We start from the raw sequence: 22,562 nt of genomic DNA, 5'->3' as shown, positions 1-22,562 counted from the left end.
ATGTTCGCCATCGTTCCGCCGTACCTGCTGTCTCGCCTGGCCGCCACCGACGCCCCGCACCTCGCGAACGCGGCAGAGGCCGCCCGCGCGACCCTGGCGATCGCACGGCCCTCCCACCCGGCGCCCGCGCGTGGTCGGGCACGGCTCGATCTGTCGGCCGACGGCGACGCCCTCATCTTGCAGGGAGAGCCGGCGCCCGACCGCGTCATCTCCGACGCGCAGCACCGCGAAACGCTTCCCGGCATGCGCGTGCGCGGCGAAGACGACCCGGCCGTCGCCGACGTCGCCGTGAACGAGGCCTTCGAGGGGCTGGGCGCGAGCTTCGAGCTGTTCTGGGACGCGTTCGCACGCCGCTCGATCGACGGCGCCGGCGGAACCCTCGCGGCGAGCGTGCACTACGGCGACCGCTATGACAACGCGTTCTGGAACGGCGAGCGGATGGTCTTCGGCGACGGCGACGGCGAGGTGTTCCGGGGCTTCACCTCTTCGATCAGCGTCATCGGGCACGAGCTCGGCCACGGCGTGATCGAACACGGCGGCGGTCTCGAGTACCAGGGACAGTCGGGAGCGCTCAACGAGTCCGTAGCCGACGTCTTCGGCGCGCTGACAGAGCAGCATCGCGCCGGCGAGAGCGCCGCGGAGGCGTCGTGGCTGATCGGGGCCGGCATCTTCACCGACGCCGTTCAGGGCGTGGCGCTGCGCTCGATGAAGGCACCCGGAACGGCCTACCACGACGACGTTCTCGGCAAAGACCCTCAGCCCGCCCACATGCGCGACTACGTCCGCACGAGCGAGGACAACGGCGGCGTGCACATCAACTCCGGCATCCCGAACAAGGCTTTCCACCTCGTCGCCACCGCGCTCGGCGGTCACGCGTGGGAACGAGCGGGCCGCATCTGGTACCTCACCGTGACGCAGGGCGCCGTGCCGCCGACGGCGGATTTCTCGGCGTTCGCGGCGGCGACCACGGCGGTCGCGCAGCGGGAGTACGGTGAGAGATCGGAGGAAGCCGACGCCGTCCGCACCGCGTGGAACGCCGTCGGTGTGACCGCCCGTGACGAACCATCCCGATCCGCGCGATCTGCCGGAGACCGCGAATGACGCCGATGCGCACGCCCTGACCGTGAGCATGGTCCGCTCCGGCGGCGTCGCGGGATTCACGCGCCGCTGGCACCTCTCGGCACCTCCCCACGAGAGTGCGCGCTGGAAGCAGCTCGTGGAACGTTGCCCCTGGGATGCCGAGGACAGGGGCGAGCCTCTCCCGGGCTCGGCCGCTGCCCCCACCGCGCCGGGCGCCGACCGATTCACCTGGACCATCGAAGCTCACGTCGACGGTCGTTCCCACCGTGCGATCGTCAGCGAGGCGGACGCCGAGGGCGCCTGGCGCATCTTGATCGACGCGGTCCGCGACGCCGCGCCCTCACCCCTCTGAGCGCTCCGAGCGCGAGAACAGCGAGCGCTTTTTCTTCACCGGCGACAGCTGCTTCTGCAGGTAGATCGTGCCGAGCCAGCGGCCGAACTTGAAGCCGACGCGTCCCATGCGTCCGACCTCGACGAAGCCGAGCTTCTCGTGCAGGGCGATGGAGGACTCGGCCCCCTTGTCGCTGATCACCGCGACCATCTGATGGATGCCGGCCGCTTCGCTGGCTGCGATCAGCGCCTCCAGGAGCGCGCGGCCGAGGCCCTTTCCCGTCGCCGCCTGGCCGAGGTAGATCGAGTTCTCCACGCTGTAGCGGTACGCCGACTTGGCCGACATCGGCTGCACGAGTGCATAGCCGAGGATCTGCCCGCTGGGCGACTGCGCCACGAGGAACGGCATGCCGAGCTTGGAGAGATGCTCGAGCTTCTCGCGCCACTGGGCGAGCGACCACTTCTTCTCGTCGAAGGTCACCACCGAGTTGGTGACGTAGTAGTTGTAGATCTCGCGGATGTCCGGAATATCGCCGTCCCGCACGGGCCGGATCTCGTAGGAGAAGGGGCGCTCCTGCTCGCTGCGGCGCAGGTGCACGGGCAGCCGCCGCCGACTCTTGTCGTACTCCTCCTCCAGCATGTGGCTCAGCCTAAACGCCAGTCGACCGGCGTCGCACCCTGCTGGACGAGCAGCTCATTGACACGCGAGAAGGGACGCGAGCCGAAGAAGCCCCGACTGGCCGACAGCGGCGAAGGGTGGGCGGACTCCACGGTCGGGGTCCCCGCGAGAAGGGGCCGCAGGTTCGCGGTATCCCGCCCCCAGAGCACCGCGACGAGCGGTCGGTCGCGGGCGACGAGGGTGCGGATGGCGTGTTCGGTGACCTTCTCCCATCCCCACCCGCGATGCGATGCGGGAGCTCCGGGGGCCACTGTCAGCACGCGGTTGAGCAGCATGACGCCCTGATCGCTCCATGCGGAGAGGTCGCCGTGCGGTGCCCGTGCGATGCCGAGGTCGGTTTCCAGCTCCTGGTAGATGTTGGCGAGGCTTCGCGGCAGGGGCCTCACGTGCGCGTCCACGGCGAACGAGAGCCCGATCGGGTGGCCCGGGGTCGGGTAGGGGTCCTGCCCGACGATGAGGACCTTGACGTCCGCGAGCGGTCTCGCGAAGGCGCGGAGCACCTTGTCGCCCGCGGGGAGATACGGCCGCCCTGCCGCGGTCTCGGCGCGCAGTCGTTCGCCGAGCGCCGCGATGTCGGGCGCCACCGGAGCGAGCGCGTGCGCCCAATCCGCGTCGATGAGTCCGGCATCGGCCAGCTCATCGAGGGCCATCGCCATCAAGCGCTCGCCTCCGCGCCCGCATCCTCCTCGATCACAGAACCGGCGGCCGACCAGGGGAAATCGATCCAACGGTCGGTCTCGCGCCAGGAGAAGTCGGGCTGGGCGACACTGCCGGGCTTCGTGTAGATGCACACTGATCGCACGTCGGCATCGGCGTCGCGCAGCATCTTCACCGCGAGGGCGAGTGTGCGACCGCTGTCGGCGACGTCGTCGACGAGCAGGACGCGCTTGCCGGGAAGGTAGCCGAGGTCGAGGTCGGGGGGCAGGAGCGCCGGAGCCTCCAGCACGGTGCCGATGCCGGTGTAGAACTCCACGTTCAGGGCACCGCAGCTCTTGACGCCCAGACCGTAGGCGATCGCGCCGGCGGGCAGCAGACCCCCGCGGGCGATCGCCACCACGACGTCGGGAACGAACCCGTCCGCCACGATCGATCGGGACAGCGCCCGGGTCGCCTCGCCGAAACCGTCCCATGTCAGTACTTCGCGCTCGCTCGTCACGGCATTCAGCCTAGGCGCCGCTGCGGTGCGCGACACACACGCGTGGCTAGAGTGAACGCCGTGACCTCCTCCTCCGCAGGCTCCTCGACGGCGAAGAGCCCCCGCACCCGCTCGGCCCGCCTTCCCCGGGGCCTCGGCATCACCGCCGGCCTCATCGGATGGTTCATCCTGGTCGAGATCGTCAGCGGCATCCTGCAGGGGTACTACGTGCCGCTGTTCAGCGACATCGTCGTCTCCCTCGGCATCCACGACTCGGATGTCAACTGGTTCGAGGCGGCGCAGCTGCTGCTGTCGGCGCTCGTCGTCCCGGTGCTCGCGAAACTCGGCGACATGTACGGCCACAAGCGCATCCTGCTCATCGCCGCGGTCCTCACGGCCGGGGCGACGTGGTGGCTGGCGTTCGCGACCTCGTTCTGGAGCTTTCTGATCGCCTGGGCGTTGCAGGGCTTCTACGTCGTCTGGCTGCCGTTGGAGATCGCCCTCATCTTCGAGCGCGGCCGGGTGCAGCAGCGCGGAGTGTCGACGACCCGCCGCGCGGCGGGTCTGCTGGTCGTCGGGCTGGAGGTCGGCGCGATCGTCGGCGCTCTCGCCGCCGGACGGATCTTCGCCGCAAGCGGCCAGAACCTCACCGCGACGCTCATCGTACCGGCGATCGCCGTGACGCTCGTCGCACTCGTCATCTGGATCGGTGTTCCCGAATCCGCCCCGGAGGGTGGACGACGCCTCGACACGAGGGGTTTCGTGCTCCTCGCGTGGGCACTGCTGCTCGTGACGGGCGGTCTGGCCTGGATGCGGATGATCGGTGAGCTGGCGCTCGGCGCCGCCGCCTGGATCTGGGTCATTGCCCTGCTGCTGGCCGGGGTCGCGGTGTTCGTGTGGTTCGTGCGCTTCGAACTGCGCCAGGACGACCCGGCGGTGGACATCCGGGTGCTGCGCCGACCCGAGATGTGGCCGGTGCAGGCGACGGCCTTCCTCACCGGGATCAGCCTGCTCGGCGCGCAGGGACCGTTGTCGACGTACGCCGGCACCGATCCCTCCCTCGGCTACGGGCTCGGGTTGGATGCCACGGAGCGCTCGAACATCATCGGGGTCTACCTCGTTTCACTCATCGTGGGCGCCGTGCTGTTCGCCGTGACCTCGCGGCGGGCGAGCCCACGGGTCGTACTGATCGCGGCATCCCTGCTCGTGGGTATCGGCTATCTGCTCTTCCTGCCGTTCCACGTGGAGCTGTGGCAGGTGCTGCTCAACCTCTCGATCGCCGGGCTCGGCTGCGGCGCGCTGGTCGGTGCGCTTCCCGCCGCCGCGGCCGCCGCCGCCCCGCGCGGGCAGACCGGCATCGCGACGGCACTGACCAACACGACCAAGACGATCGGCGGGTCGTTCTCCTCAGCCGTGTTCGGCGTGGTGCTCGCGGCCGGCGCCGGCGCCGTGGCCAGCCAGACCGCGGCTTCCCTCGGTGGCTACCTGACGGTGTGGGCGATCTGCGCCGGCGGCGGATTCCTCGCCGCCCTGCTGCTCGTGTTCGTTCCGAAGGTCGCGTTCGCCGACGCCCCCGCATCCTGACGCCGCGGGCCTCTTCCGCGGGGTCAGGCGCGCGGGCGGAGGCGACCGCGCGCGAGCAGGTGCTGCGCGGACTGGGCGACCGGGCGCATCGTCACGAGGTCCAGGTTGACGTGGCCGGGAGCTTGAAGGGCGTACACGATGACATCCGCGACATCGTCCGCGGTGAGCGGGTGCTCGACGCCCTCGTAGACCTTCTCGGCCGTGGCGCGGTCGCCGCCCAGTCGGTTGAGGGTGAACTCCTCGGTGTAGACCATGCCCGGCGCGACCTCGGTCACGCGGATCGGCTCCCCGTTCAGCTCCAGACGCAGGGCGTGCACGAGCATCGCCTCGCCCGCCTTCGCCGCGTTGTAACCGGCTCCTCCGGGATACGCCGTCTGCGCCGCGGTCGAGGTGACATACAGCGTGTCGGCGTGACCGCCGTCGTCGATCCCTGCCCGCAGCAACGGCAGCAGGGCCGCCGTGATCAGCTGCGCCGAGAGCACGTTCGCCTCGAACATCCAGCGCCAGTCCGCCGGGTCGCCGTCTTCGACCCGGTCGGTGCCCCGCGCGCCGCCGGCGACGTGCACGAGGGCGTGCACCGCCCCGGTGCGTGCCAGGTGCTCGGCCAGCGCCGCCACGTCGGCCTCGTTCGACAGGTCGGCGGCGAACGATGCCGACCCGGTTTCGCGATCCAGCGCGACCAGCCGCTCCGCGCGGCGAGCCACACCCACCACGTCCCAGCCCGACGCCCGCAGGGCGCGGACGGTCGCCGCACCGATGCCGGAGCTCGCTCCCGTCACCACGGCGCGACGACGGTGGTCCTGAGAACTCTCCTGCGGCGAAGTCATGCCCCCACGCTACGTCACGGCATCGGATGCCGAGGCGAGTGCGTTCATTACGTCACATTTCCCGACCGTTGTTGACAACGGGCGCGAACTCTACTGTCAGTGATGGCCGCGGCATCCGACCCCGGCTCCCCACCACTTCCGATTCACCCGATGGAGCCCGACATGTCCGCATCCGAGAACTGGCGCTTCGAGACCACGCAGATCCACGCGGGCGCGCAGCCCGACCCCGTGACCAAGGCGCGAGCCACGCCGATCTACCAGACCACCTCCTACGTGTTCGACAACGCCGACCACGCCGCGAACCTGTTCGCTCTGGCGGAGTTCGGCAACATCTACACCCGCATCCAGAACCCCACGCAGGACGTCGTCGAACAGCGCATCGCGGCCCTCGAGGGGGGCACCGGCGCCCTCCTCGTCGCGTCGGGCCAGGCAGCGGAGACATTCGCGATCCTCAACATCGCGGAGGCCGGTGACCACTTCGTGTCGTCGAGCTCGATCTACGGCGGCACCTACAATCTCTTCAAGTACACGCTGGGCAAGCTCGGCATCGAGGTCACGTTCGTCGAGAACCAGGACGACCCGGAGGAATGGCGCCGCGCGGTCCGCCCCAACACGAAGCTGTTCTTCGCCGAGACGATCGGCAACCCACAGATCAACGTGCTCGACATCCGCACCGTCGCCGACGTCGCCCACGAGGCCGGTGTGCCGCTCATCGTCGACAACACGATCGCAACGCCCTACCTCATCCGCCCGTTCGAGCACGGCGCCGACATCGTCGTGCACTCGGCCACCAAGTTCCTCGGCGGCCACGGCACCGTCATCGGCGGCGCCATCGTCGACGGCGGCACGTTCCCGTGGTCCGAGCACGCCGACCGCTTCCCGGGCCTGACCACCCCCGACCCCTCCTACCACGGCGCGGTCTACACGCAGGCTGTCGGCGACGGCCTGGCGTACGTCATCAAGGCACGCGTGCAGCTGCTGCGCGACCTCGGCGCCGCCATCTCGCCGCAGAGCGCCTGGCTGCTCATCCAGGGCATCGAGACCCTGTCGCTGCGCATCGAGCGTCACGTGCAGAACGCGCAGGAGATCGCCGAGTGGCTGGAGAACCACGACGACATCGCCTCGGTCAACTACTCCGGCCTGCCGACCTCGCCCTGGTACGCGGCCGCGAACCGCTACGCCCCGAAGGGCGTGGGCGCGGTGCTGTCGTTCGAGCTCAAGGGCGGCGTCCAGGCCGGTCGCGAGTTCGTGAACGCGCTCGAGCTCTTCAGCCACCTCGCCAACATCGGCGATGTCCGCTCGCTCGTCATCCACCCGGCATCCACGACGCACTCGCAGCTGACGCCGGAGCAGCAGCTCACGGCCGGTGTGACCCCGGGCCTGGTCCGCCTGTCGGTGGGTCTGGAGAACGTCGAGGATCTCAAGGCCGACCTCGAGCAGGCCCTCGCCGCCGCGCGCAAGGTCTCCGAGGCTGCCCGCGCCTGAGCCCTGCCCCGCCGCGGAGCAGCATACCCGTCCCCGACGGGTGCACGAACTCCGCAGGATGCCGCGAACTCCGCAGCCGGAAACGCTTCCCGCTGCGGAGTTCGTGCGTTTCTGCGGAGGTGGTGGTCGTAACAGTCCGTTTGCGATATCCGAGACCCGGGAGAATGGACGTCATGGACTGGCAGACCTCCGAAGACACGGTGCCGAGTGCACCGATCACGGAGGCCGACGCGCGCCTGCTGCGCGGCCGCCCCCCGGCGACGGGCGCCTGGCGCGACGGCGATCCCGCCGGCGACCGCCGCTTCGCCGCGTTCGGCGCCTTCACGACCGAGGGCGGTCGGGAGCTTCCCGGCATCCGCCTGGCCTACGAGACCTGGGGCGAGCTGTCGCCCGCCCGTGACAACGCGGTGCTCGTGCTGCATGCCCTCACCGGCGACAGTCACGTGCGCGGCGCCGCGGGACCCGGTCATCCCACCGCGGGCTGGTGGGACGACATCGTGGGCCCGGGCGCCCCCATCGACACCGACCGCTGGTTCGTCGTCGCCCCGAACATGCTCGGTGGATGCCAGGGCTCGACGGGGCCGTCATCGATCGCCCCCGACGGGTACGAATGGGCGGGACGCTTTCCGTACCTGACCGTCCGCGACCAGGTCGCCGCCCAGGTGCGCCTTGCGGATGCGCTCGGCATCGATGTGTGGGCCGCGGTCGTCGGCGGCTCGATGGGCGGCATGCACGCGCTCGAGTGGGGTGTGGGCCAGCCCGAGCGCGTCGCGCGGCTCGCCGTACTCTCCTCTCCGCCGACGACGACGGCCGACCAGATCGCGCTCAACGGCGTGCAGCTGGAAGCCATCCAGATCGATCCGCGCTTCGCCGACGGTGAGTACTACGACGCTCCCGACGGCGAGGGACCGCACCGCGGCCTCGCGCTCGCCCGCCGCATGGCCCTGCTGAACTACCGGAGCCCCACCGAACTCAACCAGCGCTTCCAGCGATCGTGGCAGTCGGGAAAGAGCCCGCTCGGTCACGGGGGCCGCTTCGCCGTGGAAAGCTATCTCGACTTCCACGGCAACAAGTTCACGCGCCGCTTCGACGCGAACACCTACATCACGCTGGTCGAGGCCATGAACTCCCACGACGTGGGACGCGACCGTGGCGGGGTCGAGGATGCCCTCGCGCGTGTCACCGCGACGACGCTCGTGCTCGGCACCGATAGCGACCGCCTGTTCCCGATCGATGGACAGCACCGCATCGCGCGCGGCATCCGCTCGACGATCGACGACGGCGCCATCGTGCTGTCGAGCGACTTCGGTCACGACGGCTTCCTCATCGAGACGACCGCCGTCGGAGCGCACCTGCGGCGGTTGCTGCAGGCCTGATCCCGGCGTCAGGCCACCGCGGCGGCGGTTCGTGCGGAGCGCGCCTCGATCCCGAAGCTCACGAGGGCGAGCACGAGGCCGGATGCCGCGAGCAGCGCTCCCACCCAGACCGGTGCGACGAAGCCGAAGCCGGCCGCGATCACGACGCCGCCGAGAAACGCCCCGGTGGCGTTGCCGATGTTCAGCGCGGAGTGGTTCAGCGCCGCGGCGATCGACTGGTTGTCGCCGGCGACGTCCATGAGCCGCGTCTGGATCGACGGGCTCAGCACCGAGGACACGAAGCCGACCAAGAAGATGAACAGGCCGAGCGCGATCAGCGCGCCCGCCGTGAGGGCGAGGAGCACCTGCACCACGATGAGAGCGCCGAGGCCCGCCAGCATCGTGCGTTTCAGGTCGCGATCAGCAAGGTGGCCGCCGACGAGATTCCCGATCGTCATGCCGATGCCCATGACGATGAGGATCACCGGCACCACGGCCGCGGGAGCTCCCGCGACCTCGGTGACGATCGACGCGACGTAGCTGTAGGCCGCGAAGAACCCGCCGAATCCGATCGCGCCGACCCCCAGGGTCAGCCACACCTGGCCGATCCGCAGCGCGCGCAGCTCCGCGCGGAGCGTCCGTCCGGGATCGCCCGCATGGGCCGGCACGGTCAGCGCGATCATCACTGCGGCGAGGGCGAAGATGAGGGCGACGACGAGGAATGCGATCCGCCACCCGAAGCGCTGCCCGAGGAAGGTGCCCAACGGCACGCCCACCACGTTGGCCACCGTGAGCCCCGTGAGCACGAACGCGACACCCTTGGCCCGGTTACCCGGCCCCATGACGTCCGCGGCGACGAGCGCCCCGATGCCGAAGTACGCGCCGTGCGGCAGGCCCGCCAGCACGCGGGATGCCGCGACCAGCTCGAACGTCGGTGCCAGCAGCGTCAGCGTGTTGCCGAGCGTCAGAGCCGCCGCCAGAGCCAGCATCACGCGATGGCGCGGATACTTCGCGACGATTCCCGCGATCGTGGGGGCGCCGATGACGACGCCGAGCGCGTACAGGGTGATGAGCCACCCCGCCTGCGCGACGGCATCCTCGGGAGAGGAGGCCCACGTCGTCGGCAGCAGGTCGGCGGAGATGTTCGGGAGCAAGCCCATGACGACGAACTCGGTCATGCCGATGCCGAACGAGCCGATGGCGAGGGAGAGGAGCGCCCACATCGCCGCACCCCTCGACGGGGTCGAGGAGATCACCCGGCCATGCTACCGGGCGCCGGCGGCGTCCCGGGCGGCCTACCCGTCGACCTCCAACGCCGCGATCGCGGTTTCCAACCGCTCGATCTTGCCGTCGAGCTCTCCAACGCGGCCGGGGCGGATGTCGGCCTTGAGCACCAGCGAGACGCGTGAGCCGAAGGGCATGACGGCATCGGTCGCGGCCTTCACGACCGCGAAGACCTCGTCCCACTCCCCCTCGATCTCGGTGAACATCGAGGTCGTGCGGTGCGGTAGTCCCGAGTCACGGACGACCTTCACGGCCGCGGCGACCGCGTCGTGCACAGAGCCGTCGGCGGCGGCCCCGGCGGGAGTGGAGGTGCCGCTCGGGGCGACGGAGAAAGCGACGAGCATGGGGCTCCTTCGGGTCGGCGGGTTCGGGTCGGCGGGAACGGGATCAGGGAACGAGCCCCGTCGTGGCGTTCTCGGGGAGCGCCCGCGTCGAAAGGGTCGAGGCGGGGGCATGGCGGGCAACGGAGACGAGGCGCACGATCATCCACACGAACATCGCGCAGAGAACGAGGTTGCGAAGAGTCAGAAGGCTCACGGGCACGAGCTGCGGGTAGAGGACGCCGTTGTAGGTCAGGGGGTAGACGAGCTGCGTGAGCAGCGCGGCGAACAGCGCCGTCGACGCCGGGGCCATCCAGCGGCGGCGATCGATGACGAGCCCGAGCACCACCGACGGCACCAGCCAGCAGAGGTACTGCGGCGAGCCCACCTTGTTGAAGACGATGAACCCGAGAACGAAGGCGAGCGAGAGCGTCGGGAACAGCGTCGCGTACCGCACGCCGCGCGTCACGGCCCACACCCCGAGACCCGCGACCACGAGCATCGCCACGACGAGCGCGGGAGTCATCGCGGCGATCACGGGATCGATCTGAGTGCCGGTGACCTGGAACGTCAGCAGATGCTGGTCGTAGTACACCCAGAACCCCGGGATGCCGAGCAGAGCGCCCCAGAGGTAGGGCATGCTGACCGGCGCCTCCACCTGGAGTCCCCGCGTCGTCTGGTCGCCGATGAAGCCGAAAGCGTGCGCCCCACCCCCGAGAGCGGCGATCACGAGCAGCGTCGCCGCGCTCACCACCACCGCACCTCCCACGAGCGCGCCGCGGCGACGCAGCGTGACGACCGCAGCGGCCAGCACCGCGGCCGGCCACACCTTCATCCATGTCGCGACCGACAGCAGCACCGACGCCGCCCACGGACGTCCGACGAGCCACAGGCAGCCGAGCACGGCCAGCGCCACGGTGAACCCGTCGAGCCGGTACAACCCGACCGGACCGAGAAGCGCCACGTAGGCGAGCCAGAACCATCCCGCCGTCACGCGTCCCACCGAGCGGGCGCGCCCGATGAGGATGGCGAATGCGACGGCATCCGCGGCGATGACGACGATCGCCCAGCCGACGGTGTACCCGGCGATCCACGCGAACGCGTGCGCCAGCAGCATGGGCAACAGCGCGAGCTGCGGATACACCCACGACTGGTCGATGCCGACGATGCCGTGCCCCTGCAGCGCGCTCGTCGACCACGGCTCGTAGACGCGGTAGACGTCTCCCATGGGCTCGTTGGGCAGGACGAAGCCGAGCCAGGCGACACCGACGTGAACGATCGCGAAGGCGGCCCACAGCACGCTCCGCCTCATCATCCCCCCATCCTAGGGAGGCGACCTCAGCGTTCCGAGACGAGCTCGCCCACGATGCTCGACACCGCACGGGCGACGTCGAGAGCGACCAGCGGCCCTCCGCCGTGTCGGGCGGAGGCGGCAGCTCCGGCGCTGCCGTGCAGCCAGGCCGCGCACGCGGCGGCATCCGCGACACGATCCGGAGCCCCTGCCACGAGCGCTCCCAGAATGCCGGCGAGCACGTCGCCGGTGCCGGCCGTCGCCAGCCATGCGACGCCCGATGTCACCGAGCGCACCGTGCCCTCGGGCGTCGCGATCAGCGTCGTCGAACCCTTCAGCAGCAGGACGGCGCCGGTGACAGCGGCCGTCTCGAGGGCGGCCTGTTCCCGACCGATGGCCGAGGCCAGCCCCAGCCGATCGCGCAATGCGGCGTGCTCGCGATCGTGGGGCGTCAGCACCAGCGGCGCGGGATCGCCCGTGACGGCGGATGCCGCGACGACGAGATCGAGCGCGCCGGCATCGACGACGACCGGCACGTCCCCGGAGAGGATCGTCCGGACCGCCGCGGTCTCGGCAGGGGTGCGAGCGGTGGGGGACGTCCCCGAACCGACCACCCACGCCTGCACCCGCCCGTCGGCCGTCACCGTCTCCGGGCGACGCTGGAGCACGAGGTCGGTGGCCCGACGCGGACCGAGGTAGCGCACCATTCCCGTCCCCGTCCGCCACGCGGCCTCGACGCCCAGAACAGCCGCGCCGGGAAACTCCTCCGATCCGGTGCGCATGCCCACGACGCCTCGGGAATACTTGTCGTCGCTCGCCGTTGGCACCCTGAGGAAGGTGGCCGTCTCGGGTGCCGTCCACGGCGAGGGTGTGCTCATGCGCGCCACCCTACCCGTCCCCGTCCCCCGGTCGTTGAGCGAGGCGCACAGCGCCGAGTCGAAACGCCCACCCGCATCGAGCCCGCGGAGAGCCATCATGAGCCTGCTGTTCACCCCGTACGAACTGGCCGGACGCACCGTCCGCAACCGCCTCTGGGTCGCGCCGATGTGTCAGTATTCGGCGACCGACGGCGTGCCCAACGACTGGCATCACGTTCACCTCGCCCAGTTCGCGTCCGGCGGCGCCGGTGTCGTCATCGCCGAGGCGACCGCGGTGAGCCCGGAGGGACGCATCTCCCCCGAGGACGTGGGCCTCTGGAACGACGAACAGCGCGACGCGTGGGCGCCCATCGTTGCCGCGATCCGCGCCCGCGGAGCTCTTCCCGGCGTGCAGCTGGCCCACGCCGGACGCAAGGCCTCGACCTTCTCACCGTTCTCCGGGCGCCGCGGCAGCGTCCCCGCCGCCGACGGCGGGTGGACCACGCTCGCCCCCTCCGCCATCGCCTACGACGGATTCGAGGCGCCGGAGGCCTTGGATGCCGCGGGCATCCGCCGCATCGTCGTGGCGTTCGCCGCCGCCGCGGTGCGGGCGGTCGCCGCCGGCTTCGAGGTGCTGGAAGTCCACGCCGCGCACGGCTATCTGCTCCACCAGTTCCTCTCGCCGCTGTCGAACGCGCGCGAGGACGAGTACGGCGGCAGCCTGGAGAACCGCGCCCGGCTGCTGCTCGAGGTCGTCGACGCCGTCCGCAGCGCCGCCCCGGATGCCGCGACTCTCGTGCGCTTCTCGGCATCCGACTGGGCCGACGGCGGCTGGGATGCCGCGCAGACGGCGACCGTCGCCGGATGGGCGGCCGCGCGCGGCGTCGATTTCTTCGACATCTCCAGCGGCGGTCTCGTCGCCCACCAGCGCATCACGACCGGCCCCGGCTACCAGGTGCCGCTCGCCGCCGAGGTGCGCCGCGTCGCCGACGTCGCGGTCGGCGCCGTGGGGGAGATCACCTCGGGTGTGCAGGCGGAGGAGATCCTGGCGTCCGGAGCCGCCGACGTGATCCTGGCCGGTCGCGAATGGCTGCGTGACCCGCACTTCGCGCTGCGTGCCGAGGTCGAGCTCGGCGGCGCCGACGCCGCGCTGTGGCCCCCGCAGTACGAGCGCGGACGCCCCCGTATCGCTCCCGTTCGGTGAGCGAGCGCCGCAGGGCCGGGTCCACACACCTGGCCCTGCGGCGGCAACGGGCTCAGTAGCCCCGGCGTGTCGCGTCGTGTACCTCGCCGACGAGCTCCTCGATGATGTCCTCGAGGAAGAGCACCGCCGTCGTCTCGCCCCGAGCGTTGCGCACCTGCGCGAGGTGACGGCTGGTGCGGCGCATGAGGGCCAGCGCATCCTCCAGGTCGGTCGTCTCGGCGACCGGAACCATGTGGTGGATGCGCTTCGGCTTGATCGGCACGGCGACCTTCTCATCGGCGCCGGCGCCCTCAGCCGCGCGGAGCACATCCTTGAGATGGACGTAGCCGAGAGGGATGCCCTCGGCATCCACGATCACGTAGCGCGAGAAGCCGTGCTTGGCGACGGCGCGCTCGATCTCGTCGGGCGTCGTCGTCTCGGGAAGCGTCACGAGCTCCGACAGGGGTACGGCGACGTCCCGCGCCTTCTTGTCGGTGAACTCCAACGCGGCCGTCACGGCGCCGGAAGCGTCGTCGAGCACGCCCTCGATCCGTGACTGGTTCACGATCGTGGCCACCTCGTCGAGGGTGAACGTCGACGCCGCCTCGTTCTTCGGCTCGACCCGGAACAGGCGCACGATGTGGTTGGCCAGCCAGTTGAGGGCGACGATGATCGGGTAGAAGAGCTTCGAGGTCCACACCAGCGGTGTCGCCAGCATGAGCACGGCCCGGTCGGGGAGCGAGAACGCGAGGTTCTTCGGCACCATCTCGCCGAACACCACGTGCAGGTACGACACGAGGACCAGGGCGATGGCGAACGCGACGCCGCCGATGACCGCCTCGTTCCAGCCCGTCAGCCCCAGGGGCACTTCGAGCAGGTGATGGATCGCCGGCTCCGACACGTTCAGGATCAGCAGCGAGCAGATGGTGATGCCGAGCTGACTCGTGGCGAGCATGAGCGTGGCGTGTTCCATCGCGTACAACGCGGTCACCGCGGTCTTGGAGCCCTTCTCGGCGAGCGGCTCGATCTGCGAGCGGCGGGCGGAGATGACGGCAAACTCGGCGCCGACGAAGAACGCGTTGAACGCGAGCAGCACCACCAGCCACGCGATTCCGGCCCAGTCGCTCATCGACCCTCACCTGCCTCGTTCGCCGCGTCGGACGCATCGGCGCCGTCGAGCGCCGCGTGGGGCAGCGGGTGCGGCGTGAATTTGACGCGGTCGACGCGCCGGCCGTCCATCCGCTGCACCTCCAGCGTCCCGTCCTCGAGATCGATGCGGTCCCCGACGACGGGAATGCGCTCCAGCATCGACATGAAGAAGCCGCCGACGGTGTCGTACACGTCGCCCTCGGGCACTCGGATGCCGGTGCGATCGAGGACCTCGTCGGGACGCAGCTCCGCCGGGAACGTCACGGCGCCGGCGACCCGCACGACGCCCGCGCGCGAGCGGTCGTGCTCGTCGAGCACCTCGCCGACGATCTCCTCGACGAGGTCCTCCAGCGTCACCACGCCGGCGGTGCCCCCGTACTCGTCGACGACGACGGCCATCTGGTAGCCGCGCGAGCGCAGCTCCGACATCACGGCGTCGAGGTGGACGGCTTCGGGCACTCGCAGCGGCTCTTCCGCGATGGCGGCCGCAGGAACGTCGCCGCGACGCTCGCGCGGCACGCTGACGGCCTGTTTGAGGTGGACGATGCCGGTGATGTCGTCCATCGACTCGTCGAACACCGGGAAGCGACTGTGGCCCGTGCGGCGGGCCAGCTGGATGACGTCCTCGACACTGTCGCCGGCGGCGACCGCATGGATGCTGGGACGCGGCGTCATGACATCCGCGGTCGTCAGCCGCGCGAAGGTGAGCGTGCGATCCAGCAGCGAGGCGGTGTCCTCCTCCAGCACACCGGCACTGGCCGAGCGTCGCACCAGGCTGGAGAGCTCTTCTGCCGTGCGGGCTCCGGAAAGCTCCTCCTTGGGTTCGATCCCCATCCCCCGCAGGATGCCGTTGGCCGAGCCGTTCAGGACGGTGATCGCAGGACGGAACACCGTGGTGAACGCGACCTGGAACGGCATGACGAGTTTCGCGGTCTGACGCGGGATGGCCAGCGCGAAGTTCTTCGGCACGAGCTCACCCAGGATCATGGAGAACGTCGTGGCGACGGCGATCGCGACGGTCGTGGCGACGACGCGAACCACCGCGTCGGGAACGCCCCACGCCGTCAGCACGGGGCTGAGCAGGGTGGTGAGGGCCGGTTCCATCGTGTAACCGGTGAGCAGGGTGGTCAGCGTGATGCCGAGCTGCGCGCTGGACAGGTGCGTCGAGGTGATCCGCAACGCGCTGATGGTCAGCGACAACCGCGATTCCCCGGCCGCCTGACGCGCCTCGAGATCCGCGCGATCGAGGTTGACGAGGGCGAATTCGCTCGCGACGAAAAGTCCGGTTCCGATGGTGAGCAGGAGCCCCACGCCCAGCATGACGAGTTCCATCACACGTCACCCCCGATCATGCTCGGGGAGGGTCGGTGGGGCGATCGTCTGCAACTGGGAGGGTCGTCCATGGTGCGAAGAAGTTTACGGCACCCGGCCCGTGTCGGCGCTGGATGCCGCCACTCGGCATCCACCGGGCAGCCGCTGCCGAGATCGGCATCGGCGCCCGAAATCGACGCCACGCGAGCCGATTTCGACCGCGCGAGAGGGAGCACACAGCCTCCTCCCCCGGCAGGGCTGCGGGCGCGGGTGTCCACGGGGCCGGTCGGCGTGGATGCCGGGGCGTCGGCGCCTGCGAGGGTCGACACATGACGGCTTCTGTGGGCATCGCGGTTCTGCGCCGACGTGAACTGCGCGAACCGCTGGACGATCGGCGCGCACGGCGGATGCTGGCGGACGGCACCTGGGTGCGCGTCGCGCCGGGGGCTTTCGTCATGGGCGCCGACTGGCGGCAGCTGGCCCCCGTGGCGCAGCACTGCCTTCGGGTCCAGGAGGTGATGGCGCGGGTACGCGCTCCCGCGCTCGTCTCGCATTTCGCGGCGGCGGCCGTGTGGGGCATCGATGTGCTCGGCGCCTGGCCGACGCGGGTCGAGGTGACGGTCGACCGCGCCACGGGCGGTCGCTCTGGAGGAGCGATCACTCGGCGAGCGCTCGGGCGCGATGGACGGATGTCGGTGCCGTTCGGGCGCCACCGGATCACCACTCCCGCCCAGACCGCGCTGGATATCGCCCGTCTGCTGCCGTTCCTGCGCGCAGTGACGGCGATCGATCAGGCGTTCTGGACCGGACGCGCCGGAGGAGCGCTCACGACGGCGGCCGAGATCGAAGCGCTCCTCGACGACGAGAGGCCCGTGCGGGGCGATGCTCGTGCGCGCCGTGCGCTCGCATCGTCGGCGCCGCTGTCGGCAAATGTCCGTGAGACCCACGTGCGGCTGCTGGTGGCGGCGCTCGGGTTTCCGCCGACGCGGTTGCAGGAGCGGCGGGTGCTGCGCAGCGGCCGGCTGGTGTACGGCGATCTGTACTTCCCGGATGCCGATCACTGGCTCGAGATCGACGGGCGCGGGAAGTATCTCAGTCCCGAGTACACGGCGGGGCGGACGCCTGCGGCCATCGTCATCGACGAGAAGAACCGTGAGAACGAGATCCGCCGCGAGGTGCGCGGGTTCTCGCGCCTCCAAGCCACCGACGCCGACCGCCCGCAACGCGTCTACGACATCCTCACCGCCGACGGCCTGCGCAGCACCAAGCCGCGGCCCCATTCCCGCGATCCGGTGTTGCGCTGACCGCGCTCGCGCTGCCGATACCGGCATCCGCTCCTCAAATCAACGCAGCGCGAGCCGATTTCGGCCGCGCGAGCGGGAGTGGCCGCGGGCTGTCACCAGCTGACAGGCAGGGCCTTGCCCTCTTCGTAGCCGGCTGCGGATTGCAGTCCCACCGTGGCACGCTCATGGAATTCGGGGACGGTCGACGCCCCCGCGTAGGTGAACGACGAGCGCACGCCCGAGGTGATCATGTCGACGAGGTCCTCGACCGACGGCCGCAGCGGATCGAGGTAGATCTTCGACGACGAGATCCCCTCGGCGAACAGCTCCTTGCGCGCACGCTCGTAGGCGTCCAGCCGACCGAACCGCCCCTGGACCGCCTTCGTGGACGCCATGCCCCACGACTCCTTGTAGACGCGGCCCCCCTCATCGACCTGCAGCTGCCCGGGCGCTTCGATGGTGCCGGCGAACCACGAGCCGATCATGACCGATGCCGCCCCCGCCGCCAGGGCGAGCGCGACATCGCGCGGATAGCGGACGCCGCCGTCGGCCCAGACGTGAGCCCCGAGCTCGGCGGCGGCCTGCGCGGTCTCCAGCACCGCGGAGAACTGGGGGCGGCCGACGGCCGTCATCATGCGGGTGGTGCACATCGCGCCGGGCCCCACCCCGACCTTCAGGATCGACGCGCCGGCTCCGACGAGGTCGTGCACGCCTTCCGCCGTCACGATGTTGCCGGCCGCGATGGGGATGCCGAGGCCGAGCCCCGACACGGTCTGCAGGGCGCGCAGCATGCCCTCCTGGTGGCCGTGCGCGGTGTCGACGACGAGCACGTCAACCCCGGCGGCGGCGAGCGCCTTCGCCTTCGCGGCGACGTCGCCGTTGATGCCGACCGCAGCCGCGACGATCAGCCGACCGTGCGCGTCGACCGCGGGCCGGTAGAGCGTCGAGCGCAGCGCGGTGCGCTGCGACAGGGTGCCGACGAGGTAGCCGTGGTGCAGGACGCACACGGTCTCGGCATCCGCCGCGACGAGCAGATCGAAGGCGTGGCGGGCGTCGGTGACGTCGTCGGCGTCGATCGAGACACCGCGACCGCGGGTGAGGTCACCCAGGCGGGCGTCGGGCAGGGCCGTGCCCAGCCGCGTCGCCGGGACGACGCCCAGGATGTCGTCGACGTGCACCTGCGTGAGGTCTCCGGAGACGACGACGATGCCGTGGCCCTCGGTCGCGGGCAGCAGCGCCGCCGCCTGCGAGACGGTCGCGTCGGCGCCGAGCACGAGCGGGGTGTCCCACCGCACGGGCTGGTCCTTGACCCAGCGGATCGCCGTGTCGATCTCCTGCAGCGGCATGTCCTGCGGCAGCACACCGAGCCCTCCGCGTCGGGCGAGGGCGGCGGCCAGACGCGGTCCGGTGACGGAGTTCATGTTGGAGGCGACGAGCGGGATCGTCGCCGAGGTCCCGTCGCGGGGCGACAGATCGACGTCCAGGCGGCTGGTCACACCGGATCGTCGCGGCACGAGGAAGACGTCCGAGTACGTGAGGTCGACGGTGGGCTGTGCGCCGGAGAACTGCATGACTCCCACGGTACCGACAGAAAACCTGGGATACCCTTGATGAACGTGTGCGTGTGGGCCGCGCCATACACGGCAGCGGGCCTCGCACGATCTGAAGTTCATCGATGAAAGCAGGCGCAACCGTGTCCAGTCAGGTGACCGGCGTGGGAACTTCGAGCGACGGCGAATTCGGGGCCAACGAATGGCTCGTCGCCGAGATGTACGACCAGTTCGCGAAGGATCGCGACTCGGTCGACCGGGCGTGGTGGCCTGTGCTTGAGGCGTACGAGAAGACTCAGAAGGATGCTGCCCCCACTCCCACCGCTCCGGCCGCCGCGCCCGCTCCCGCCGCGTCGCCGGCGGCGGCCGCCGAGCCGCGCCCGATGACGGCACCGATCCCGGTCGTCGGCGCCCAGCCGGTCGCCCGCACGACGGCCCGCCCCGCCTCCCCGCAGCCTGTGCCGGCGCAGGCACCCAGCACCGAGCCGACGCCGGCTCCCGCCGCCCGCGAGGACGTCGTCACACCGCTGCGCGGCATGCCGAAGACTCTTGCCGCGAACATGGACGAGTCGCTGACCGTGCCCACCGCGACGAGCGTGCGCACCGTGCCGGCGAAGCTCATGATCGACAACCGCATCGTGATCAACAACCACATGTCGCGCACCCGCGGCGGCAAGGTGAGCTTCACGCACCTCATCGGCTGGGCCCTGATCCAAGCCCTCAAGGCCTTCCCCAGCCAGAACGTGTCCTACGCCGAGATCGACGGCAAGCCCTCCGTCGTCGCGCCGGCGCACATCAACCTCGGCATCGCGATCGATCTGCCCAAGCCCGACGGCTCGCGCGCGCTGATGGTCCCCTCGATCAAGCAGGCCGAATCGCTCACCTTCGGCGAGTACCTCGCTGCCTACGAGGATCTCGTCAAGCGCGCCCGCGGCAACAAGCTGACGGCGGCCGACTTCCAGGGCACCACGATCTCGCTGACCAATCCCGGCGGAATCGGCACGGTCCACTCCGTGCCGCGCCTCATGAAGGGACAGGGCTGCATCGTCGGCGCGGGCGCCCTCGAGTACCCCGCCGAGTTCCAGGGCTCGAGCGAGAAGACCCTCGTCGAGCTCGGCATCGGCAAGACGATCACGCTGACCAGCACGTACGACCACCGCGTCATCCAGGGCGCGGGCTCGGGCGAGTTCCTGAAGATCGTGCACGAGCTGCTCACCGGTCAGCGCGGCTTCTACGAGGGCATCTTCGCGGCCCTGCGCATTCCCTACGCCCCGATCCACTGGGCCGGCGACATCAACGTCGACATCGCCGAGCGCGTCGACAAGACCGCCCGCGTGCAGGAGCTCATCAACTCCTACCGCGTCCGCGGCCACCTCATGGCCGACACGGATCCCCTCGAGTACGTGCAGCGCACGCACCCCGACCTCGAGATCGAAAACCACGGCCTCACCTTCTGGGACCTCGACCGAGAGTTCGTCACGGGAGGTTTCGGCGGCAGAAGGCTCATGAAGCTCCGCGACATCCTCGGCGTGCTCCGCGACTCCTACTGCCGCACGATCGGCGTCGAGTACATGCACATCCAGGACCCGGCCCAGCGCAAGTGGTTCCAGGACAACGTCGAGGTCAAGTACCAGAAGCCCAGCCATGACGAGCAGCTGCGCATCCTCGACAAGCTCAACCAGGCCGAGGCCTTCGAGACGTTCCTGCAGACGAAGTACGTCGGCCAGAAACGCTTCAGCCTCGAGGGCGGCGAGTCGCTCATCCCGCTGCTGGATCAGATCCTGCAGGGGGCAGCGGGCGCGGGTCTCGACGGCGCCGCCATCGGTATGGCGCACCGTGGGCGCCTGAACGTCCTGACCAACATCGCCGGAAAGACCTACAGCCAGATCTTCCGCGAGTTCGAGGGCTCCGTCGCGATCGGCTCGAAGAGCGGCTCCGGTGACGTCAAGTACCACCTCGGTACGCAGGGCACGTTCGTGTCGGATGCCGGGGAGGAGCTGCCGGTATACCTGGCCGCCAACCCGTCGCACCTCGAAACGGTCGACGGCGTGCTGGAGGGCGTCGTCCGCGCCAAGCAGGACCGCATGCCGATCGGCACGTTCTCGTGGCTTCCGATCCTCGTGCACGGGGACGCGGCCTTCGCGGGCCAGGGCGTCGTCGTCGAGACGCTGCAGATGTCGCAGCTGCGCGGGTACCGCACCGGCGGCACGGTGCACGTCGTCGTGAACAACCAGGTCGGCTTCACGACGCTCCCGCAGGACGGCCGCACTTCGGTCTACGCCACCGACGTCGCCAAGACCATCCAGGCGCCGATCTTCCACGTCAACGGCGACGACCCCGAAGCCGTCGTGCGCGTCGCCGAGCTCGCCGTCGCGTACCGCCAGGAGTTCAACCGCGATGTCGTCATCGACCTCGTCTGCTACCGCCGCCGCGGCCACAACGAGGGCGACGACCCGTCGATGACGCAGCCGCTGATGACCAACCTCATCGAGGCGAAGCGCTCGGTGCGCCGGCTCTACACGGAGTCGCTCGTCGGTCGTGGCGACATCACCGAGGAGGAGTACGACAAGGCGAAGCAGGACTTCCAGAACCGCCTCGAGATCGCGTTCGCCGAGACCCACGCCGCCGAGACCGGTGCCACCGGCATCGTCTCCCCCGCCGTCACGGGCGGCGTGGAGCAGGCCGTCGGTGAGCCCGAGACGACCGGCGTCTCGACCGAGGTCGTACACCAGATCGGCGACGCGTTCGTCAACAAGCCCGACGGCTTCACGGTGCACAACAAGCTGCAGCAGCTGCTCGAGAAGCGCCTCGACATGAGCCGCAACGGGCAGATCGACTGGGGCTTCGGCGAACTGCTGGCCTTCGGGTCGGTGCTGATGGAAGGCACGAACGTGCGACTGGCAGGCCAGGATGCCCGCCGCGGAACGTTCGTCCAGCGCCACGCCGTGCTCCACGACCGGGCGAACGGCCAGGAGTGGCTGCCGCTGGCGAACCTGTCCGAGAGCCAGGGCCGGATCTACGTCTACGACTCCCTTCTCAGCGAGTATGCGGCGATGGCGTTCGAGTACGGGTACTCCGTCGAGCGTCCCGACACCCTCACCCTGTGGGAGGCGCAGTTCGGCGATTTCGCGAACGGCGCCCAGTCGGTCATCGACGAGTACATCTCCGCGGCCGACCAGAAATGGGGCCAGCAGTCGAGCGTCGTGCTGCTGCTCCCCCACGGCTACGAGGGTCAGGGTCCCGACCACTCCTCCGCCCGCATCGAGCGCTACCTGCAGATGTGCGCGCAGGAGAACATGACCGTTGCGCGACCCTCGACCCCGGCGTCGTACTTCCACCTGCTGCGGCGCCAGGCGTACGCCCGTCCCCGTCGTCCCCTGATCGTGTTCACCCCCAAGGCGATGCTGCGCCTTCGCGGAGCGACGAGTCCCGTCGAGGCCTTCACCACCGGACGGTTCGAGCCCGTGCTCGACGACGATCGCAACCTCGACCCGTCGGCGGTCACCAAGGTGCTGCTGCACTCGGGCAAGATCCACTGGGACCTCAAGGCCGAGCTCGACAAGAAGCCGAACCCGCAGGTCGCTCTCGTCCGTCTCGAGCAGCTGTACCCGGCTCCGATCGATCAGCTGAACGCCGTGATCGACCGCTACCCGAACGCCCAGCTGGTCTGGGTGCAGGACGAGCCCGAGAACCAGGGCGCCTGGCCGTTCATCGCGCTCGAGGTCGTCAAGCACCTGCACGGACGCACGATCCGCCGCGTGTCCCGCGCCGCCGCCGCCTCCACCGCGACCGGCTCACCGAAGGTGCACGCGCGCGAGCAGGCCGCGATCCTCGAGAAGGCTCTCACCGTCTGACCTGA

General features: G+C 70.1%; 19 protein-coding genes. 8 read left to right on the top strand and 11 right to left on the bottom strand.

The features are described 5' to 3' along the window. Both BGN98_RS09450 and BGN98_RS09445 read left to right on the top strand, forming a co-directional pair. Positions 1-1,101: a M4 family metallopeptidase gene (locus tag BGN98_RS09450; protein ID WP_288121077.1), complete on the top strand. Its 1,101-nt coding sequence runs from the start codon at positions 1-3 to the stop codon at positions 1,099-1,101. 28 nt (positions 1,102-1,129) lie between these two features. Next, positions 1,130-1,432 (top strand): protealysin inhibitor emfourin, encoded by a 303-nt coding sequence (locus BGN98_RS09445; protein WP_288121118.1) that lies wholly within the window; start codon positions 1,130-1,132, stop codon positions 1,430-1,432. Here BGN98_RS09445 and BGN98_RS09440 read toward each other — a convergent pair. The 3 genes from BGN98_RS09440 to BGN98_RS09430 are packed head-to-tail and all read right to left on the bottom strand — an operon-like array spanning position 1,421 to position 3,245. Continuing rightward, on the bottom strand, positions 1,421-2,050 hold the full coding sequence (locus BGN98_RS09440; protein WP_036320838.1) for a GNAT family N-acetyltransferase: 630 nt from the start codon (positions 2,048-2,050) through the stop codon (positions 1,421-1,423). The genes BGN98_RS09445 and BGN98_RS09440 overlap by 12 nt on opposite strands. Positions 2,051-2,055: 5 nt before the next feature. Next, positions 2,056-2,745 carry a uracil-DNA glycosylase gene (locus BGN98_RS09435; RefSeq protein WP_288121075.1) on the bottom strand — a complete coding sequence of 230 codons (690 nt, stop codon included), beginning with the start codon at positions 2,743-2,745 and terminating at the stop codon, positions 2,056-2,058. Continuing rightward, positions 2,745-3,245: a phosphoribosyltransferase gene (locus BGN98_RS09430; protein ID WP_016463342.1), complete on the bottom strand. Its 501-nt coding sequence runs from the start codon at positions 3,243-3,245 to the stop codon at positions 2,745-2,747. The genes BGN98_RS09435 and BGN98_RS09430 overlap by 1 nt, the downstream gene beginning before the upstream one ends. Before the next feature lie 60 nt (positions 3,246-3,305). Between BGN98_RS09430 and BGN98_RS09425 the strand changes: the two genes are divergently transcribed. Beyond that, on the top strand, positions 3,306-4,808 hold the full coding sequence (locus BGN98_RS09425; RefSeq protein WP_288121072.1) for an MFS transporter: 1,503 nt from the start codon (positions 3,306-3,308) through the stop codon (positions 4,806-4,808). Positions 4,809-4,831: 23 nt separating this feature from the next. On the opposite strand, the gene BGN98_RS09420 is transcribed toward BGN98_RS09425, so the two are convergent. Next, positions 4,832-5,635, bottom strand: coding sequence for an SDR family oxidoreductase (locus BGN98_RS09420; RefSeq protein ID WP_288121070.1), 804 nt, complete (start codon positions 5,633-5,635; stop codon positions 4,832-4,834). Positions 5,636-5,797: 162 nt separating this feature from the next. Between BGN98_RS09420 and BGN98_RS09415 the strand changes: the two genes are divergently transcribed. Beyond that, entirely contained in the window at positions 5,798-7,120 is a 1,323-nt protein-coding gene (locus BGN98_RS09415; protein WP_036285912.1) for a bifunctional o-acetylhomoserine/o-acetylserine sulfhydrylase, read from the top strand. 173 nt (positions 7,121-7,293) lie between these two features. Continuing rightward, positions 7,294-8,496, top strand: coding sequence for a homoserine O-acetyltransferase MetX (gene metX, locus BGN98_RS09410; protein ID WP_036285807.1), 1,203 nt, complete (start codon positions 7,294-7,296; stop codon positions 8,494-8,496). A gap of 8 nt (positions 8,497-8,504) precedes the next feature. On the opposite strand, the gene BGN98_RS09405 is transcribed toward metX, so the two are convergent. The 4 genes from BGN98_RS09405 to BGN98_RS09390 form a co-directional block, all read right to left on the bottom strand. Continuing rightward, positions 8,505-9,698: an MFS transporter gene (locus BGN98_RS09405; RefSeq protein WP_288121116.1), complete on the bottom strand. Its 1,194-nt coding sequence runs from the start codon at positions 9,696-9,698 to the stop codon at positions 8,505-8,507. A 72-nt stretch (positions 9,699-9,770) separates the two neighbouring features. Then, complete coding sequence (locus BGN98_RS09400; RefSeq protein WP_288121066.1) at positions 9,771-10,103, bottom strand: thiamine-binding protein; 333 nt, start codon at positions 10,101-10,103, stop codon at positions 9,771-9,773. Between the two features lie 43 nt (positions 10,104-10,146). Then, positions 10,147-11,394, bottom strand: a complete 1,248-nt coding sequence (locus tag BGN98_RS09395) for a glycosyltransferase 87 family protein (protein ID WP_288121064.1) — start codon at positions 11,392-11,394, stop codon at positions 10,147-10,149. A gap of 23 nt (positions 11,395-11,417) precedes the next feature. After that, complete coding sequence (locus BGN98_RS09390) at positions 11,418-12,248, bottom strand: ADP-dependent NAD(P)H-hydrate dehydratase (RefSeq protein ID WP_288121062.1); 831 nt, start codon at positions 12,246-12,248, stop codon at positions 11,418-11,420. 97 nt (positions 12,249-12,345) lie between these two features. On the opposite strand from BGN98_RS09390, the gene BGN98_RS09385 reads away from it, so the two are divergent. Then, the gene (locus BGN98_RS09385; protein ID WP_288121060.1) at positions 12,346-13,431 is read left to right on the top strand and encodes an NADH:flavin oxidoreductase/NADH oxidase; all 1,086 of its coding nucleotides are present in this window, start codon (positions 12,346-12,348) and stop codon (positions 13,429-13,431) included. A 52-nt stretch (positions 13,432-13,483) separates the two neighbouring features. On the opposite strand, the gene BGN98_RS09380 is transcribed toward BGN98_RS09385, so the two are convergent. Together BGN98_RS09380 and BGN98_RS09375 are read right to left on the bottom strand one after the other, a co-directional pair. Beyond that, positions 13,484-14,539 carry a hemolysin family protein gene (locus tag BGN98_RS09380; RefSeq protein WP_061683357.1) on the bottom strand — a complete coding sequence of 352 codons (1,056 nt, stop codon included), beginning with the start codon at positions 14,537-14,539 and terminating at the stop codon, positions 13,484-13,486. Further along, the gene (locus BGN98_RS09375) at positions 14,536-15,891 is read right to left on the bottom strand and encodes a hemolysin family protein (RefSeq protein ID WP_288121058.1); all 1,356 of its coding nucleotides are present in this window, start codon (positions 15,889-15,891) and stop codon (positions 14,536-14,538) included. The genes BGN98_RS09380 and BGN98_RS09375 overlap by 4 nt, the downstream gene beginning before the upstream one ends. Before the next feature lie 308 nt (positions 15,892-16,199). Between BGN98_RS09375 and BGN98_RS09370 the strand changes: the two genes are divergently transcribed. Then, a complete protein-coding gene (locus BGN98_RS09370) occupies positions 16,200-17,174 on the top strand; it encodes a hypothetical protein (protein WP_288121056.1) in 975 nt (324 codons plus the stop codon). A gap of 92 nt (positions 17,175-17,266) precedes the next feature. Here the strand turns inward: BGN98_RS09370 and guaB1 are convergent, their stop codons facing one another. Next, entirely contained in the window at positions 17,267-18,724 is a 1,458-nt protein-coding gene (guaB1, locus tag BGN98_RS09365; RefSeq protein WP_288121055.1) for a GMP reductase, read from the bottom strand. A gap of 122 nt (positions 18,725-18,846) precedes the next feature. Between guaB1 and BGN98_RS09360 the strand changes: the two genes are divergently transcribed. Next, on the top strand, positions 18,847-22,557 hold the full coding sequence (locus BGN98_RS09360) for a multifunctional oxoglutarate decarboxylase/oxoglutarate dehydrogenase thiamine pyrophosphate-binding subunit/dihydrolipoyllysine-residue succinyltransferase subunit (RefSeq protein WP_288121114.1): 3,711 nt from the start codon (positions 18,847-18,849) through the stop codon (positions 22,555-22,557). Positions 22,558-22,562 lie beyond the last annotated feature (5 nt).

This window comes from Microbacterium sp. 69-7 (assembly GCF_001897985.1).
In the GTDB taxonomy this organism is placed as follows: Bacteria; Actinomycetota; Actinomycetes; order Actinomycetales; family Microbacteriaceae; genus Microbacterium; species Microbacterium laevaniformans.
This window is presented reverse-complemented; position numbering and strand designations above follow the sequence as displayed.

Bases quoted from the DNA above. Each gene is read 5' to 3' on its own strand.
- BGN98_RS09450 (WP_288121077.1), top strand. From the start codon at position 1: ATGTTCGCCATCGTTCCGCCGTACCTGCTGTCTCGCCTGGCCGCCACC.
- BGN98_RS09445 (WP_288121118.1), top strand. From the start codon at position 1,130: ATGGTCCGCTCCGGCGGCGTCGCGGGATTCACGCGCCGCTGGCACCTC.
- BGN98_RS09440 (WP_036320838.1), bottom strand. From the start codon at position 2,050: ATGCTGGAGGAGGAGTACGACAAGAGTCGGCGGCGGCTGCCCGTGCAC.
- BGN98_RS09435 (WP_288121075.1), bottom strand. From the start codon at position 2,745: ATGGCGATGGCCCTCGATGAGCTGGCCGATGCCGGACTCATCGACGCG.
- BGN98_RS09420 (WP_288121070.1), bottom strand. From the start codon at position 5,635: ATGACTTCGCCGCAGGAGAGTTCTCAGGACCACCGTCGTCGCGCCGTG.
- BGN98_RS09415 (WP_036285912.1), top strand. From the start codon at position 5,798: ATGTCCGCATCCGAGAACTGGCGCTTCGAGACCACGCAGATCCACGCG.
- metX (WP_036285807.1), top strand. From the start codon at position 7,294: ATGGACTGGCAGACCTCCGAAGACACGGTGCCGAGTGCACCGATCACG.
- BGN98_RS09405 (WP_288121116.1), bottom strand. From the start codon at position 9,698: ATGTGGGCGCTCCTCTCCCTCGCCATCGGCTCGTTCGGCATCGGCATG.
- BGN98_RS09400 (WP_288121066.1), bottom strand. From the start codon at position 10,103: ATGCTCGTCGCTTTCTCCGTCGCCCCGAGCGGCACCTCCACTCCCGCC.
- BGN98_RS09395 (WP_288121064.1), bottom strand. From the start codon at position 11,394: ATGATGAGGCGGAGCGTGCTGTGGGCCGCCTTCGCGATCGTTCACGTC.
- BGN98_RS09390 (WP_288121062.1), bottom strand. From the start codon at position 12,248: ATGAGCACACCCTCGCCGTGGACGGCACCCGAGACGGCCACCTTCCTC.
- BGN98_RS09385 (WP_288121060.1), top strand. From the start codon at position 12,346: ATGAGCCTGCTGTTCACCCCGTACGAACTGGCCGGACGCACCGTCCGC.
- BGN98_RS09380 (WP_061683357.1), bottom strand. From the start codon at position 14,539: ATGAGCGACTGGGCCGGAATCGCGTGGCTGGTGGTGCTGCTCGCGTTC.
- BGN98_RS09375 (WP_288121058.1), bottom strand. From the start codon at position 15,891: ATGGAACTCGTCATGCTGGGCGTGGGGCTCCTGCTCACCATCGGAACC.
- BGN98_RS09370 (WP_288121056.1), top strand. From the start codon at position 16,200: ATGACGGCTTCTGTGGGCATCGCGGTTCTGCGCCGACGTGAACTGCGC.
- guaB1 (WP_288121055.1), bottom strand. From the start codon at position 18,724: ATGCAGTTCTCCGGCGCACAGCCCACCGTCGACCTCACGTACTCGGAC.